Source organism: Enterococcus sp. AZ126 (genome assembly GCF_051714545.1).
Lineage (GTDB): Bacteria > Bacillota > Bacilli > Lactobacillales > Enterococcaceae > Enterococcus_L.
The window spans coordinates 2,969,667-2,984,911 of record NZ_JBIOSB010000001.1 but is presented as its reverse complement, the minus strand read 5'-3'; the positions used below and the strand labels follow the sequence as shown (position 1 = coordinate 2,984,911).

General features: G+C 34.9%; 13 protein-coding genes. 3 read left to right on the top strand and 10 right to left on the bottom strand.

All coding sequences use genetic code 11. From position 1 onward, the window contains the following. Positions 1 to 15: 15 nt before the first annotated feature. From IGI43_RS14045 to IGI43_RS14010, 8 genes are all read right to left on the bottom strand, one after another. Positions 16 to 447: a GNAT family N-acetyltransferase gene (locus tag IGI43_RS14045; RefSeq protein ID WP_438758401.1), complete on the bottom strand. Its 432-nt coding sequence runs from the start codon at positions 445 to 447 to the stop codon at positions 16 to 18. 92 nt (positions 448 to 539) lie between these two features. Next, on the bottom strand, positions 540 to 3,137 hold the full coding sequence (adhE, locus tag IGI43_RS14040; protein ID WP_438758400.1) for a bifunctional acetaldehyde-CoA/alcohol dehydrogenase: 2,598 nt from the start codon (positions 3,135 to 3,137) through the stop codon (positions 540 to 542). Positions 3,138 to 3,372: 235 nt separating this feature from the next. Further along, positions 3,373 to 3,750 (bottom strand): hypothetical protein, encoded by a 378-nt coding sequence (locus IGI43_RS14035; protein ID WP_438758399.1) that lies wholly within the window; start codon positions 3,748 to 3,750, stop codon positions 3,373 to 3,375. Then, complete coding sequence (locus IGI43_RS14030) at positions 3,750 to 4,568, bottom strand: zeta toxin family protein (RefSeq protein ID WP_438758398.1); 819 nt, start codon at positions 4,566 to 4,568, stop codon at positions 3,750 to 3,752. The genes IGI43_RS14035 and IGI43_RS14030 overlap by 1 nt, the downstream gene beginning before the upstream one ends. 105 nt (positions 4,569 to 4,673) lie before the next feature. Next, the gene (locus IGI43_RS14025) at positions 4,674 to 4,988 is read right to left on the bottom strand and encodes a post-transcriptional regulator (protein WP_438758859.1); all 315 of its coding nucleotides are present in this window, start codon (positions 4,986 to 4,988) and stop codon (positions 4,674 to 4,676) included. Between the two features lie 49 nt (positions 4,989 to 5,037). Next, positions 5,038 to 5,409, bottom strand: coding sequence for a preprotein translocase subunit YajC (yajC, locus tag IGI43_RS14020; protein WP_438758397.1), 372 nt, complete (start codon positions 5,407 to 5,409; stop codon positions 5,038 to 5,040). Positions 5,410 to 5,491: 82 nt separating this feature from the next. Further along, entirely contained in the window at positions 5,492 to 6,637 is a 1,146-nt protein-coding gene (gene tgt / locus IGI43_RS14015) for a tRNA guanosine(34) transglycosylase Tgt (RefSeq protein WP_438758396.1), read from the bottom strand. 169 nt (positions 6,638 to 6,806) lie between these two features. Continuing rightward, a complete protein-coding gene (locus IGI43_RS14010; protein ID WP_438758395.1) occupies positions 6,807 to 7,895 on the bottom strand; it encodes an iron-containing alcohol dehydrogenase family protein in 1,089 nt (362 codons plus the stop codon). A gap of 220 nt (positions 7,896 to 8,115) precedes the next feature. On the opposite strand from IGI43_RS14010, the gene IGI43_RS14005 reads away from it, so the two are divergent. From IGI43_RS14005 to IGI43_RS13995, 3 genes are all read left to right on the top strand, one after another. After that, on the top strand, positions 8,116 to 9,579 hold the full coding sequence (locus tag IGI43_RS14005) for an ABC transporter substrate-binding protein/permease (RefSeq protein WP_438758394.1): 1,464 nt from the start codon (positions 8,116 to 8,118) through the stop codon (positions 9,577 to 9,579). After that, the gene (locus IGI43_RS14000) at positions 9,572 to 10,294 is read left to right on the top strand and encodes an amino acid ABC transporter ATP-binding protein (protein ID WP_438758393.1); all 723 of its coding nucleotides are present in this window, start codon (positions 9,572 to 9,574) and stop codon (positions 10,292 to 10,294) included. The genes IGI43_RS14005 and IGI43_RS14000 overlap by 8 nt, the downstream gene beginning before the upstream one ends. Before the next feature lie 106 nt (positions 10,295 to 10,400). Continuing rightward, complete coding sequence (locus tag IGI43_RS13995) at positions 10,401 to 11,552, top strand: pyridoxal phosphate-dependent aminotransferase (protein ID WP_438758392.1); 1,152 nt, start codon at positions 10,401 to 10,403, stop codon at positions 11,550 to 11,552. Positions 11,553 to 11,650: 98 nt separating this feature from the next. Here IGI43_RS13995 and IGI43_RS13990 read toward each other — a convergent pair whose 3' ends face one another. Both IGI43_RS13990 and IGI43_RS13985 read right to left on the bottom strand, forming a co-directional pair. After that, positions 11,651 to 12,358 (bottom strand): recombinase family protein, encoded by a 708-nt coding sequence (locus IGI43_RS13990; RefSeq protein ID WP_438758391.1) that lies wholly within the window; start codon positions 12,356 to 12,358, stop codon positions 11,651 to 11,653. A gap of 308 nt (positions 12,359 to 12,666) precedes the next feature. Continuing rightward, entirely contained in the window at positions 12,667 to 15,204 is a 2,538-nt protein-coding gene (locus tag IGI43_RS13985; protein ID WP_438758390.1) for a hypothetical protein, read from the bottom strand. Positions 15,205 to 15,245 lie beyond the last annotated feature (41 nt).

Genomic DNA, 15,245 nt, shown 5'->3' with positions numbered 1-15,245 from the left:
TTTCTTGATTTATTTTTATTGAAATAATTTTCTGAAGTTCACTTGATTCTTGACACGTTCATATCCTTGGTGTTCATAAAATTTATGGGCTTCGATACGTTCTATACCTGAATTTAGCCGAATTCCTTTTGCACTATTTTCTTTTGCCCATTGTTCTGCATGATTCAATAGTGATTTACCTACGCCCATTCCATGTAGGTCTTCGTCTACCACAAGTGCCATAACATTCATCAATCTCGGCCCATACGTACAGACATATTCACTTAACTGAATATATCCCGCCACTTCTCCTTCTATTTCTTTTACAAATAATTTATTGACGGGTGATGAAAGTAAGTAGTTTAGTTGTTCTTTAGCATCTTCCAATAAATATTCATGTTTTAATGGATAAGTATTTAGTTGATTGATAGAATCTATATCTTCGATTTTTGCTTCTCTGACGACCATTATCTATCCCTCCACTGTTGATTTCCCCTCATTATACTCCTTTTCATAAAAAAAGAAGAGCAACTTATCAGCTACTCTTCTTTTATATTCAATTAACCATTGTAGGCATCAATAATGATTTGTTTCAATTCACTGATCAATGGTTCTTTTGGATTTGCTGTTGTACATTGATCTTCATAAGCAAGTTCAGCCATATGATCAACAGTTGAATCAAGAATTTCTTGTGTCACGCCTTGTGCTTTCAAGTTCATGTCGATTCCAACTGATACACCTAAATCGTAAACAGCTGTTGCTAATGCATCCACTAATTCTGCTGTATTTTTTCCTTTAAGACCTAAGAATTTCGCAATATCAGCGTAATCTGTGTCTGCACGGAAGTAATCATATTTAGGGAACATTGCATGTTTTGAAGGATCTTTGGCATTGTAACGGATGATATGCGGTAATAAAATCGCATTTGTACGTCCGTGAGGAATCCCATATTCTCCACCAATTTTGTGTGCTACTGAGTGACAAATTCCTAAGAATGCATTGGCAAAAGCCATACCAGCCATTGTTGATGCGTTATGCATTTTTTCACGGCTTTCTGCATCTGGACGTTTCACTGAGTTTTCTAAGTGTTCAAAGACTAATTTGATTGCTTGTAGACTTAATCCACGCGTATAATCAGAAGCCATTACTGAAACATAAGACTCGATTGCATGTGTCAATACGTCCATACCAGTATCAGCTGTTACAGAAGCCGGAACTGACATCACAAATTGAGGATCGATGATCGCAACGTCTGGAGTCAATGCATAGTCAGCTAATGGGTATTTTACATGTGTTTCGCTATCTGTAATAACCGCAAATGGTGTTACTTCTGAACCAGTCCCTGATGTTGTTGGGATACATACAAACTGAGTTTTAACTGCTTTTTCAATTTTATACGTACGTTTACGGATATCTAAGAATTTTTGTTTAGCACCAAAGAATTCTGTATCTGGGTGTTCGTAGAACATCCACATTCCTTTAGCGGCATCCATTGCAGATCCCCCACCTAAAGCGATGATTGTATCAGGTTCAAAATCAATCATAACTTTTGTTCCAGCATAAACTGTGTTTGTAGATGGATTTGGTTCTACTGCTGAGAATACTTCGATTTGAACGTCATTTTTACGTTTTTGTAATTCTTTACGAACCGTATCAGCATAACCAAATTGAACCATTCCTGGATCACAGACGATCATCACACGTTCAACATTCTCCATTTTTTGTAGATATTGTAATGAATTTTTTTCAAAGAAAATTTTTGGCGGTAATTTGAACCATTGCATATTATTTCTCCGTTTCGCTACAGTTTTAACGTTGATCAAGTTGACAGCAGATACGTTTTTAGAGACTGAGTTTTTACCATAAGATCCACAACCTAATGTTAATGAAGGAATCATTTCGTTATAGATATTACCGATTCCGCCTTCTGCTGATGGAGAGTTTACTAAGATACGGCAAGCTTTCATGCGCAAACCAAATTTCACTTGTAACGCTTCATCTTCTGTATGGATCACAGCTGTATGTCCTAATCCACCTAATTCAAGCATTGCTTCACATAGATCAAAAGCATGATCTGTATTTTTTGCTTTCATCATGGCTAGAACTGGAGATAATTTTTCGCGTGAAAGTGGATATTCAGCTCCTGCACCTTCAAGTTCAGCAATTAAAATTTTCGTTCCTTTTGGTACTTTAATGCCGGCAAGCTCTGCGATATGTTCAGCTGAGTAACCAACGATTGCTGGATTCACGGCATATTTTCCTTCATTCATTACGGCATCTTCTAGTTTTTGTAATTCGTTTGGTTTAACGAAATACACTTGATGAGCTTCAAATTCAGCTTTTACAGCTGCATATACTTCTTTATCTACGATCACAGCTTGTTCAGAGGCACAAATCATACCGTTATCGAATGATTTAGACACGATCAAGTCATTGACTGCACGTTTGATTTTGGCTGTTTTTTCAATATAAGACGGAACGTTACCTGGTCCAACACCCAAAGCTGGTTTACCAGTTGAGTATGCTGATTTCACCATAGCACTACCACCAGTGGCTAAAACGATTGCGATCCCAGGATGATTCATCAAACCTGAAGTTGCTTCTAATGAAGGTTGTTCGATCCATTGTACACAGTTTTCAGGAGCGCCTGCTTTGATAGCAGCATCACGGACGATACGAGCAGCCTCTGCAGAACATTTTTGGGCACTTGGATGGAATGCAAATACGATTGGGTTACGTGTTTTGATAGCAATCAAGGCTTTAAAAATCGTAGTTGATGTTGGGTTCGTTGTTGGTGTAACCCCGCAAACAACTCCTACTGGTTCAGCAATTTCAATCAAACCAGTTTGATCATCTTGATTGATGACGCCTACTGTTTTATCATGTTTGATACTGTTCCAAATATATTCAGAAGCGTACATGTTTTTAATTGCTTTATCTTCATAAATTCCGCGACCAGTTTCTTCTACGGCCATTTTTGCTAGAGGCATATGTTGATCTAAAGCAGCCATTGCCATTTGGTGCACAATGTGGTCAACTTTTTCTTGATCGAAGTCTTCCATTTCTTTTAAAGCGACATTTGCTTTTTTTGCTAACTCGTCGATCATTGCTGCTACATCAGTTTTTTTAGTATCTTCTTTCTTCATTGTTTTAGCCATTGTGATCCTCCTAGAAAAATAAATTATTTATTTTTGTTTGTTAATTATTTCACATACACATCATACAACATTATTTTTATCTTGTAAATAGTTATTGTGATTTTTTTCACATTAAAACGCAAAATTTTTTTATGATCAAAAAAAACCTAAATATGTAGGCGATTTACCAATACACTTAGGTCTTTCGTTCACTATTGTTATTTGAGAATATGTAAACTTTCTGACTCTAACTTCTTTATCTATCATCAGAATGAAAAATAACGTCTGGATAATGTTCTAACTTTTGACTAGCCAAGCGATTTATAGCCATATGATTGTGATAAGCATTTAAACTTTTTTTAGTAGTTTGTCTTATCTCAACATAAGGAGTTGGAGAAAGTGTTTCAATAAATTTCTTGATTATATATTTTTCGGTACTGCTATTGCTACCTGTAACTTTCGCAATAGTAAACTCTCGTTGCTTCTTTTCTTGAACACGCATTCTATCTTCAGCTTGTTTATGCAATTGTTCTTCATTTTCTCTAATATATTGAACTTGCTTTTCTTCTAATTCTTTATAACTTTCGGTTGGAAAGCTTTCAATCGTCTTTTGTACTAGTTTTCCAATATCCATTAGGCTTTTCCTCCCTTAGTTTTTTTTGATAACCTTATCATATCATGAATTGTCATAAAATTCTTATTATCCGTATTAGATTTCAACAGAATTTCATTATACAAATCTTGTTTCAAAATAGTTATTCCAACTTTATCTGTACTTTTTGAACAAACTAATTCCCTTTTATCACAAGAAGAATTAATGATTAACACATTAGCAATTTCATGATCAAATTCCTGCAATAATGTGATCAATGTTCTAGCAGATAGATAATTTGAATCTCTGATAATTTCAGTCTCTACTTCTCTGCCTGTATCCCTCTCCCTATAGGCAACTCGTCTATAGGCTGTTGGTAATTCACAATCAATAAATATAAGGGTAATCTCGTACCCATTATCGTAAAACTCTTTGATCAGTTTACGATACTTAGCAGCATTTTTCATAGTTCCATCATAAACTATTTTTCTTTCTAGCTTCTGATAACATTTTAGCATTTTCGCCGAAAGATCACTACTCTCATCATGAACCTTATCTGCAAATCTTCTATTCAAATCTTCACAATAGTATTCAGGAAGTAACGCTTTGATTTGATCTGCATCAACGCTATTGAATTTTTTTATCTCATCATAGATGGGTAACTGAGTGATGGTCGTCGTCTTTCCAACACCAGATCCGCCGCCAATAAAAACAATTTGTTTTTTCTGGTCTTCAACAGCTAATTCTCGATATCCTTCGCAAATTTTATCAGTAATAGTCACAATTGAATCATGAAATAAAGCTCTTGAAATACAATACTGGCTTTTTTTTTCATCGAAATAAGCTTCCTTAGTTGTCATAATCTTTCCCCTACACTTTTTATAAAAAACAATATAATTATTATATCATACAAAAGGCGGAAAAAGACCGTTAAATTAAAAATTAATTCCAATTTTTGGTACTATTTAAAACAGATCCGTTAAATCCTGCCAATCTTTTATTGTGAGACTACTTGTTTGGGCAATCAATTGCTGATAATCAAAAAATTCGTTTGGTTCAATATGTAAAATATCTTCACGACAAGCTTTAATCGATGGCGGAGTGTTCTTTTTCCAACGATAAGAAACAAGATAGTTCATCAACTCATTTTCATTAACCGATGAATAACCAAGTTGCTGAAAGAATCGGCATTTTATTTTTAATTCTTTTTTCAATAAGAACTTTTGGTGCCATGACAGCTTTTCGATGGTTCTCCCCTTCTTTCTAAAGAATGACCTTATGTATAATCTACAGATGTGATAGAAAGAAAAAATTCCAGCAAGCTGGAATTTATTCTTTCGTCTCGTTGTTTTCAGAAGTTTCAGTTACAGTTGGTTCTTCAACCACTATTTCTTCTTTAGTCTCAACTACAGTCACATCATTGTCATTTACAACAACGCTACCTGGTTTCACTGTTTTGATTGCCGCACGATCAAATTCAAGGATGATTCCTTCACAGTCAATCAGTACAGTTTTCTTGTCATTATCGATTTCAGAAATTACACCATGCAATCCACCGATTGTGACAATTTCATCGCCCACTTTCATTGCTTCTAAAAGTGTTTGACGTTCATTTTGTTGTTTCTTTTGCGAACGTGTCATAAAAAACATCATTCCCGCTAAAAGAATTAATGGTAAAATAAACGAAAGTCCTCCGCCCATTATCTATTCACCTCTCTATCCTATAATCACTAGTTTACTGTAACAAAATTTCTTGTACAACACTAGTCTTTTGATCATTTTTTTAGAAACTTTTTGCATTCTCTTTATTGAAGCCATATTCTTCAAAAAAGGCTTGTCTGAATTCTAGTAAATTATCATCCATAATTGCCTGACGAACTTGCTTCATTAGGTTCAATAAGAAATATAGATTATGGTAAGATGTTAAGCGAATACCAAATGTTTCATCTGCTTTGATCAAATGACGAATATACGCACGTGTATAGTTTTTACAAGTATAACAATCACATTTCTCATCCAACGGACGGAAATCTCTTGCGTATTGCGCATTTTTAACAACAAGACGACCTTTAGACGTCATACAAGTACCATTTCTAGCAATTCGAGTCGGTAACACACAATCAAACATATCGATACCACGAATCACGCCATCGATCAATGAATCAGCTGTTCCCACACCCATTAGATATCTTGGTTTATTATCAGGAATCAAAGGAGTTGTAAAATCTAAAACGCGGTTCATTTCAGCTTTAGGTTCACCAACAGACAATCCACCGATGGAATAGCCAGGAAAATCCATACTGATCAAATCTTTCGCACTTTGACGACGTAACTCTTCAAAACCTGCACCTTGAATGATTCCAAATAATCCTTGACGATCTGGATTAGCATGAGCTTTCAAGCCACGTTCTGCCCAACGTGATGTACGCTCGATCGATTTCTTTACATAATCATAGCTTTCATCAAACGGTGGACATTCATCAAAACTCATCATAATATCAGACCCAAGATTATTCTGGATGTTAATCGCCTTTTCTGGTGAGAGAAACAGCTTCGATCCATTTAAATGGTGTCTAAAATGAACGCCTTCTTCTGTGATTTTACGCATATCACTTAGTGAGAACACTTGGAAGCCACCAGAATCGGTTAAAATCGGTTGGTCCCAATTCATAAATTTATGTAAGCCGCCAGCTTCCGCAATCAAATCATCTCCTGGACGAAGCCACAAATGATACGTATTGCTCAAAATTATTCCTGCCCCCATCTCTTTTAAGTCTTCAGGTGACATTGTTTTTACTGTCGCTAACGTTCCTACAGGCATAAACATTGGTGTTGGAAAAGTACCATGAGGCGTGATTATTTCTCCTAAACGGGCACCGGTATGTTTTTCTTTCTTTATTAAACGATAACGAATGGCTGGTTCTGTCATTCATTCTCCTACTTTCTTTTGTAAATTTACACTTTCCTCATCATACTTTTTTTTGTTCATATTTGCAAGGTTTTGCGGACTTTCTTTAGCATATCCTTAGACAAAAAAAAACTGAAAATAAGATTTCAAAATCTTCGATCTCCAGTTTTTTTGATTTTTTCAAATTCATTTATTTGCTGCTCATTGCTCTTTCAAGTTCGATCATTGCTTTTTTTATAATTTCTGGTGTAATCTTTTCCTTCATATAATGAATAGTTTCATGCGGCTCAGCAGCACGCTTGGAAACACACTGATAATCTTCCTCTGATAAATTCATCTTCATTTCTTTTAAAGAAATCGGTAACCCCAGACTGCGATAAAATGGTATTAGCTGCTCTATTTCCGACCATTTATTTTCGATCACTAACTGAACCAAAACACCATATGCAACTTTATTGCCATGAAGTTGGTGGTGACTCTCTGGCAAAATAGTCAATGCATCATGAATCGAGTGAGCCCCAGAAGTTCGTCCGTAATCATCTCCGAATCCACCCACCATTCCACCTAGCAAAATATTGGTTTCTACAACATTTAAAAAAGCTTGATTGATTTCTTTTTCTTCCATAGCATTAAGTGCTTCTTGACTGTCAGAAAGTAAAACGTCTCGACATTTTTGAGCTGCAAATACAGATACTTGGATTTCAATCGGCTGTACCGCTAATTGTGAGATCATTGCATCTGCTTCATACCACTTAGCGACAGTATCGCCGATCCCTGCGACCATCAGTTCAATCGGTGAATCTAAAATAACTTTAGGCTCAATCAAAACTAACGCATTGCTTTTAGGAAAGACATCATAACGGTCCATAGCTCCATCATTGTCATATATGACACTTAATGGTGTATACGCAGCGCAAGTTGCAGCAAGTGTTGGTAAAATCAAGATAGGCGTATCACATTGATTCGCTACCGCTTTTCCTAAATCTGCAATTTTTCCACCTCCGACAGCGATGATCCCGTCTAATTGCTCGCGTTCAAAAACTTGTTTTAATGTTTGTGTGTGCTCATCCGTACATTCTCCGCCATAATAGATAAAATGTGTCTCTATATTCAATAATTCAGGAAAATAAGGTTTAGCGGCTTCCCATGAATCTTTCCCATGTAAAACCATTACACGTTTGATCTTTCTTCTATTTAAATGTTCTTCTAATTCATCCCACGCACCAACTCGGCATTCATATTCTTGCGGTGCCCCTCTTACTATCAATGACTGACTCATTCTTCTCGACCTTTCATTACTCATTTTTATGCAAAAGTGAATTTTTGTAAATTCTTTGATAAAATTCACTTTTCCTTTCCCTTAATCTATGATATGATAAAACACATCCAAAAACAATAAATTTTTATACATTTATACGCATTTTTTAGAATATTTATTGAAAAATAAGTAGTTGTGCCTACTCAGCTACTATCCATTCCATTATAAAGGAGAAAAGCAAATGAACTTATGTAAAAAAACTTTAGCAATTATTATCCCTCTATTGCTGGTACTACTCACTTTTGTTCCAGTAACTACGGCCGTTGCCGAAGAAAAAGATCCTGTTTATGACAGCATTATGAAACGAGGAGAATTGATCGTTGGTTTATCTGCCGACTATGCTCCCTATGAATTCCATGCAGATGTTGATGGTAAAGACCAAATCGTTGGTTTTGATATCTCGATCGCACAAAAAATCGCAGATGATCTTGGAGTTAAATTAAAAATCGAAGAATTGGGTTTTGATGCATTATTAGGTGCCTTAAAAACTGGTAAAATCGATTTGATTATTTCAGGAATGGCACCAACTCCTGAACGATTACAAGAAGTTAATTTTTCATCCCCTTACATGACAGTTCAGCAAAAAGTGGTTGTCAGAAACGGTGATCAAGAACAATTCAAATCTACAACAGATTTTGATAGTGTAAAAGTTGGTGTGCAAAAACAAACCACTCAAGAAGAGTTAGCGAAGACGGAACTTATCGGTTCAATTCCAACTTCTTTGCAAAAAGTACCAGACATTATTATGAATTTGAAAAATAAAAAAGTTGATGCTGCAGTGCTAGAAGGTCCTGTTGCCGAAGCTTATGTTGATCGTGATCAAGAATTAAAATTTGCAGACGTTTCATTTGAACATGGGCAAAAAGATGCAGCAGTTGCGATTCCTAAAAATGCACCTGTTTTAGAACAAAAAGTCAACGCTTCGATTAAAACGATCAATGATAATAATTTACTTGATGGCTACAAAAAAGAAGCAGGTAAATTAATGTTTACCGACGATGAAAGCTTCCTTGGAAAATATGGTAAATTCTATATCAGCGGTGCTGGTTATACAATTTTCTTGGCCTTTATGGGTGTTCTATTTGGCGCGATTCTAGGTGGTATACTTGCCTTAATGAAATTATCCAAATCAAAAATTTTACGCGGCATTGCAATTTGCTATATCGAATATGTTCGTGGTACTCCTTTATTGGTTCAAATCTTTATCGTTTATTTTGGTACAGGAGTTTTAGGTCTTGATTTATCAAAAGTCGCTGCTGGTTGCATCGCTTTAGCCTTAAATAGTGGTGCTTATGTTGCTGAAATCGTTCGTGCGGGAATCAATGCAGTCAACAAAGGGCAATTAGAAGCTGCACGTTCTCTTGGTATGAATCAACCACAAGCAATGCGTTACATCATTTTACCGCAAGCAATCAAGAATATCTTACCTGCTTTAGGAAATGAATTTGTCACTGTAATCAAAGAATCTTCTGTTGTTTCTGTTATCGGCGTTTCGGAATTGATTTTCCAAGCTGGCAATGTTCAAGGCGCTAGCTTTAAACCTTTCTTACCATATTTAGTAGTATCATTGATTTATTTTGTTTTAACCTTTACCATTTCACGCCTGTTAGGTGTTGCTGAAAGGAGAATGAGCACTAGTGATTAATATTAAAAACTTACACAAAACCTTCGGGAAAAATGACGTCTTAAAAGGCATTGATTTGGATGTAAAAGCTGGAGAAGTTGTCGTAATCATTGGTCCTTCAGGCAGCGGAAAAAGTACCTTCTTGCGTTGCTTAAACTTATTAGAACAACCAACCGATGGAACAATTGAATTTGAAGGAAAAAATTTATTGGATAAAGATACAGATATTGACGCTCTTCGCCAGAAAATGGGCATGGTATTCCAAAATTTCAATCTGTTTCCACATAAAACAGTCTTAGATAATCTAACGATCAGCCCAATAAAAGTCAAAAAGGAATCGTCAGAAGCCGCAAAAGAAAAAGCTGTTGCTTTATTAGAACAAGTTGGCCTAAAAGATAAAGCGACGAGCTATCCTTCAAGTTTATCTGGTGGGCAACAACAACGGGTAGCCATCGCACGTGCCTTAGCAATGAATCCTGATGTGATGCTTTTTGATGAACCAACCTCTGCACTTGATCCCGAAATGGTTGGTGAAGTTTTAGCTGTTATGAAAGCCTTGGCAGTTGAAGGAATGACGATGGTCGTTGTAACACATGAAATGGGTTTCGCTCGTGAAGTAGCAGATCGTGTGATTTTTATGGATGCTGGAATCATTCAGGAAGAAGGTACGCCAGAAGAGATTTTTGGACAACCTAAGAACCCAAGGACTCAGGATTTCTTAAGAAAAGTTTTATAGAAATCAACAGAGAGGCCGAGACAAAACTGATTTTTAGTTTTATCCCGGGCTCTCTTAAATAAATAGTATAGAATAAACAAAGAAACTAGTAATTGGAGGCAAAAACATGAATCGTTCGACGATTGCAAAAAAACATCAGCAACCTGCTGAAAATATCTTGATGGATATCGCTACTTTAGCTAAAAAAGTACCAGATTTATTGGATTTATCGATTGGTGATCCAGATTTGATTACCGATGAACGAATCATCGAAGCAGCTTTTACAGACGTTAAAAATGGCCACACTAAATACACCGCATCAGGTGGCAGTCAAGAATTCATTGATAGCGTGATCACATTTTATCAAAAACAATATGGTTTATCCTTCGAAGCAAATCAAGTGCGTGCCACAGTTGGCGCATTACACGGAATGTATTTAACTTTACAGGTATTACTTGATCCTGAAGATGAAGTAATTATACACGAGCCTTATTTCTCCCCCTATAAAGATCAAGTACTTTTTGCTGGAGGCAAACCAGTATTTATTCCAACATACGAGCAAGATGATTTTCAAATCAATATCGATGTGCTAAAAGCAGCTATTACAGATAAAACAAAAGCAATTATTATTAACTCACCAAATAACCCAACTGGAGCTGTCTTCTCTCCTAAACTATTCAAAGAAATTGCTGATTTGGCCATTGAGCATGATTTTTATATTCTCTCTGATGAAGTGTATGAAGCCTTTTGTTTCTATGACGATTTCGTACCGATGGCAACATTTGCTCCCGAAAATACTATTACATTCAGCAGCTTCTCAAAAGCCTTCGCAATGACTGGCTGGCGTATTGGCTATATGATTGCACCTGATTATATCAACGATGCAGCCAAATTGATCAACGAAAGTATTACGTACTCTGCGCCAAGCCCTTCTCAACAAGCAGGCATCTATGCCTTGAACCACGCCGAAATACTCGTAACAAACGTGGTCTCTGTATTTAAAGAACGTCTGGAATATCTGGAGCAAAGAATCGCCAAGATTCCCTTCCTTTCACTACATCCAGTCAAAGGAAGTATCTATGCATTTATTAATATTTCCAAAACAGGTCTAACTTCCGTTCCATTTGTTGAAAAAGTCTTAAAGGAAACGAATGTATTAATGATTCCTGGAAAAGCTTTTGGCGAAACAACTGGCGATGATTATGTTCGCCTAGCAGCAACTCAAAATATAGAGATCTTAAAAGAAGCTTTTGATCGAATCGAAAAAATGGATTTTTAGATAAAAAAATTTTGCATTTCCTATCGTAGTGACAGGAAATGCAAAACTTTTTTATCTTTATCCGATCTTTCGCTACGGTTGTTCGCTACGGTTGTTCGCTACGGTTGTTCGCTATCTGACAATGTAATATAGAGAATCACTAATGTTGAAACAACACAAACCACGATTTGAATAAGTACATTATCGGAAAAATTCTCAGTAATTTTGATAGTAGCAATAGCTAGGAAGAAACAGATTGCTAAGATTACCGCTAATTTTACTTTTTTAATTTCTTGCTGGATTCGATAAATCGTCTCAACTGGAACACCATTGCGTTTGGCAATTTGTCTTAATTTACGTTTTTTAACCAATTGCCAAGCGATATCACGATATAATTGTTTTGCTTCCGGATCTCGAGTAAACACAGAATAGGTTTCTTTATTCTCACTTTTTTCTCGTATCAACTTCATCTTGATTAAACGCGGATGTATTAACTGATCATTTCGACTTATCCACGAGACCACCGCTCTCCAATCGTTCAAATTCAACTCTGGCGCGGTTAATACAACTAAATCTAGTTCTAAATCTTCCAGTTCGTTCAAAAACCTAAGTAATTGCTGGTAATCTCTTGATATTACCTCCAAAAAAACAATTACCATACAATCGCCTGGTTCAGTGGAATTCAATAATCTTTGATACTCACTCTCAGGATTTTGAAACACTTCATAGCTATGTTCCTCATCTGAAAATATTTCATCTAGTCCATAAATTTCTAAAAAATCAAATTGTTTATTCAATTTATTACCATGAGCATAACCTAGATACATTCTTACCAACTTCCTTATTTTATTGGATTATCATTTCTTAAATTCTTTATTTTATCTACTTATCTTTTTTTAGAAAATAATTTTCTTTTAGTAATTTGATTAAGTCGATGCTCTATTTCTACATTTTTTCGAATGATAAACGTAAGTAGTATACTGTGGAAAAAAATAATGACACCTAATGATACTAAAAGTAAATACACTTATATGACCTTCCTATCTGTTGATTTAGGATTTTAAGTTATTCTATATGGCGGCACCTATGAACCAATATTTTCAAACTCATTTATAAATCAAATATATGTTTTTCTTCATTTTGATGTAATTATACCCAAATTATTTTCTTTATACTCCCAGTGATAAAGTGAAGGGGTATCAGTGACTGGTTTAATATACGTCGTCACCCAGACTTCTGGAGTGACTGATACATCAAATTGAATCGACGTCTGAATATTGGCATTCGGCTGATGCTCTTCTTTTTGAGTTGTCAGCACATACCCAATCAATTCGTAATTCATCGGAATTTTTGTACTAAAAATATATAGAGGCTCATTACGCTGATAGCGAATAATATAAGTATCAAAGATTGAACTATTATTTGCAGTTGAATTCATTGTTAATGAGAATTCATTCGTTTTTTCACCACTTTGAGTTTCACTTGTCAATACTGAAAATCCACTTTTTGGTATAACTACTTGCTTATTATTATCATTAACAACTTGTCTACTATGAATTGTTAATTTACGTAAGTCATAAATCAAATTCCCTGTTTGAAATTCATTTGTGATTATCCATTCAAGTGGAGAAATCGGTATTTCTTCAATACTTACTAGTTTAATAAAATCATAGAAATCAATCGTTCTCGGCACAATCGTTTCTTTCTTTTCAATCGTCAATTTCTGATCTAACAATAAATCAGCAGCAGGTATTGGATTGCCCATTTCATCATACGCTTTTAATGAGACTTTTTGAGGTATATCTTCAGCCCAACAAACTTTAGTGACATTACTTATCACTGATGTATTTTTGTCTTTTTCATAAAATACTATTTTTAGCTCACCCTTTTGATCAAAAGGAGTGTTGATTGAAAAGCGTATATTTTTTATAAAATTAGTAATTGTTGCCAAATCATTTTTTTCCTTAATTTTAAATGAAAAAAACTTATTATCAATCGTTTCATTACTTTCTTGAAGTGACCAATTCGGTGGAAGATTTAAAGAATTAAAATCTTTAATCACTGTATTTTTAGGTATGACAATTTCTAATGTCTCCATTTTATTATTTAAAGTATTATCCAATTTTAAATTAATTAATTTTGCCTCATCTTTCGTACGTTCAACTTTAAACTCAATACTTTGATTCAAGTCTTCTAATTTTTGACTGTTCACTTGAGATATATTATTAGAACGGTCTACAGCTAAAACATGTAGATACTTTTCTGAATTTGTTCTTTCATGAATAATGAAAGAATCCCTAGTATCATATTTGATAGAATCATCATCTGGAGCAACATATAAATCATATTTCATCGGATCTATTCTTCCGTATGAATCTTTGTATCCGTCTACTTTTTGATGTAAAGAAGAATTTGGAGAATCGGTTACCTCGTAAAAATATCCTGCAATATTACTTATGATGGTTTCTTTTATGACATCTGATTTTTTTTTGCCACTCTTTTTAGTATTCGCTTCTATGTACCACTGATATTCCTTACCTTTATCAACAGCATCAAGCATAACCCTTAAATCATCACCTTCTTTACCGCAATGTATACTAGTTTTGGGCATATCGGGAGCTTGATCATCTTTAACACTTTGATCACTAGCGAAATTATCTAATGATACTTGTGACAAATTATACAATGTATTAGCTATTATTTTTCTCTCGTCTATACTCGAATCTCCTGAGGAATGCCCTGTTTGAATCATCCCAACATTGTTATTCGTTTTTAAATACCACCCTCCCCGCCAAGCACCACTATCATAGATTGGATTTGGCCATCTACCTGAAGGATTAATAAATTCAAGCCACGTTGTTCCAACATCTTTCTTTTGTAACTCGTAGTTATGAGCATATGGAATTTTTAGAACCAAATCATTTTCCATTTCAAAAGGGTATTTCATTAAATAGCCATTATTTATCAGCTTAACTTCTGAAGATCCCGTATCCGTCACACCACCTGATTCAAGACGATAACCTACACCTAATAAATTTTTAAAATTAGCATAAAAAACTGGTCTTATAGTAATGACAGTATCATGACCAAATAGTACCCCTCTTCCCGTATTTAGATATTGCTTTGTTTCATTGGCAGCATTTTGCTTCATATCCATTTTATTATTCCCATCCCAGGAACCAAACATCAAAACATCATATTGATATTCATCAGCACTGTTTTTCAAATATTTATTGGGATTGGCATTATAGTTACTTAATGATTCTGAAGTAACTTGAATCAAGTTACTTCCATCTAATGCCTTCAAATTTAGCTCATCCATCCATTCTCCTAATTTAGCAGACTTAGGATCATCGGGATAAATATTTAGTACTTTTATTGCTTTTCCATACTTTAAAGACCGGTTGTTCCAAGTTGTTCCATCCTCAGATTGATACAATTGATAACCTGACTGACCTATATCATCTATCTTATCCCATTTTAAATCAGCAAAATTCTTTCGATCCTCTTGACTCCACTTATTCTCTACTGTTAGCTTGAAATCACCTTTGGTTACAACTGTAAAAGCCTTCAAAGTATCTCTATTTATTATAAAATAACCGCAAATTACAGCTACTATTACTGATAGTACAAACAACCATTTTTTACTATTTTTGTTCTCTTTTTTTTTCATTTTATCTCCTTCTTATCAATACTTATCAAATCAATGATTTC

Bases quoted from the DNA above. Each gene is read 5' to 3' on its own strand.
- adhE (WP_438758400.1), bottom strand. From the start codon at position 3,137: ATGGCTAAAACAATGAAGAAAGAAGATACTAAAAAAACTGATGTAGCA.
- tgt (WP_438758396.1), bottom strand. From the start codon at position 6,637: ATGACAGAACCAGCCATTCGTTATCGTTTAATAAAGAAAGAAAAACAT.
- IGI43_RS14045 (WP_438758401.1), bottom strand. From the start codon at position 447: ATGGTCGTCAGAGAAGCAAAAATCGAAGATATAGATTCTATCAATCAA.
- IGI43_RS13995 (WP_438758392.1), top strand. From the start codon at position 10,401: ATGAATCGTTCGACGATTGCAAAAAAACATCAGCAACCTGCTGAAAAT.
- IGI43_RS14030 (WP_438758398.1), bottom strand. From the start codon at position 4,568: ATGACAACTAAGGAAGCTTATTTCGATGAAAAAAAAAGCCAGTATTGT.
- IGI43_RS13990 (WP_438758391.1), bottom strand. From the start codon at position 12,358: ATGTATCTAGGTTATGCTCATGGTAATAAATTGAATAAACAATTTGAT.
- yajC (WP_438758397.1), bottom strand. From the start codon at position 5,409: ATGGGCGGAGGACTTTCGTTTATTTTACCATTAATTCTTTTAGCGGGA.
- IGI43_RS14010 (WP_438758395.1), bottom strand. From the start codon at position 7,895: ATGAGTCAGTCATTGATAGTAAGAGGGGCACCGCAAGAATATGAATGC.
- IGI43_RS13985 (WP_438758390.1), bottom strand. From the start codon at position 15,204: ATGAAAAAAAAAGAGAACAAAAATAGTAAAAAATGGTTGTTTGTACTA.
- IGI43_RS14035 (WP_438758399.1), bottom strand. From the start codon at position 3,750: ATGGATATTGGAAAACTAGTACAAAAGACGATTGAAAGCTTTCCAACC.
- IGI43_RS14005 (WP_438758394.1), top strand. From the start codon at position 8,116: ATGAACTTATGTAAAAAAACTTTAGCAATTATTATCCCTCTATTGCTG.